This window comes from Mesorhizobium sp. M5C.F.Ca.IN.020.29.1.1, assembly GCF_003997375.1.
Classification (GTDB): domain Bacteria; phylum Pseudomonadota; class Alphaproteobacteria; order Rhizobiales; family Rhizobiaceae; genus Mesorhizobium; species Mesorhizobium wenxiniae.
Map to the genome: position 1 here is coordinate 1 of NZ_RZSW01001054.1, position 918 is coordinate 918.

Annotated in this window: 1 protein-coding gene; it reads right to left on the reverse strand. The window is 66.9% G+C overall.

Going from position 1 to position 918, the window contains the following annotated elements; all coding sequences use genetic code 11:
• The coding region (locus tag EOA85_RS36150; protein WP_164760175.1) for an ABC transporter permease at positions 1-894 on the reverse strand (894 nt) is incomplete at its 3' end.
• Positions 895-918: the final 24 nt, after the last annotated feature.

A 918-nucleotide genomic window follows, 5' to 3' on the forward strand; every position in this document is an offset into this window, starting at 1 on the left:
GGTGAGAATGATGCCGAGCAGCAGCGGCGTGTCTCGCGCCGCCACTGCTTCCTGCGCCAGCCGGCCAAGGCCGGGCACGGAAAAGACGCTTTCGATGACGACGCTGCCGCCGAGCATCTGCGCCGATTGCAGGCCGAGCATGGTGACCAGCGGCAACAGCGCGTTGCGGGCAACGTGGGCGAGCACGATGCGGCGGCGGGACAGCCCTTTAGCGCGAGCGGCGAGGACAAAATCCTGTCGCCAGACCTCGGCCATGCCGGCGCGCATCATGCGCAGGTAGAGCGCGAGATAGATGAAGCCGAGTGCGGACACCGGCAGGACGAGATGGCTGGCGATATCAACCGCGCGGTCGAGGCCGGTCTTGGCCGACGCGAGGCTCTCGATGCCGCCGATCGGGAACCAGCGCAGGTCGACGGCGAAGACGATGATCAGCACCAGCCCGAGCCAGAAGCCGGGAACGGCATAGAGCGCCAGCGAACCGATCGACAGGAAACGGTCGCGAAAGCTGCCGGGCCTGGCGCCGGCATAGATGCCGAGTGCCGAGCCGAGCCCGAAGGAGAGCGCGGTGGCGCTACCCATCAAAAGCAGCGTGTTGGGCAGGCGTTCGAGGATGACGTCGCGGATCGGCCGCGAAAAGCTCACCGATTGGCCGAGGTCGAGATGCAGCAGCGCCCAGAGATAGTTGGCCAGGCGCGTCAGCGCCGACTGGTCAAGGCCCCAACGATGGCGCAGCAGTTCGATCATGCCGGCATCGCCGCCGGTCGAGGCGATATAGGCGTCGACCGCGTCGCCGGGGGCGGCTTCCAGCAAAAGGAAAGTGCCGATGACGACAATCAGCAGTACGAAGACGCTGCCGACGAGGCGACGGCGAAGGAGGGTGAGGCTGCGGGTCATGCGGCAATCGCGCTGGGGAGGGAC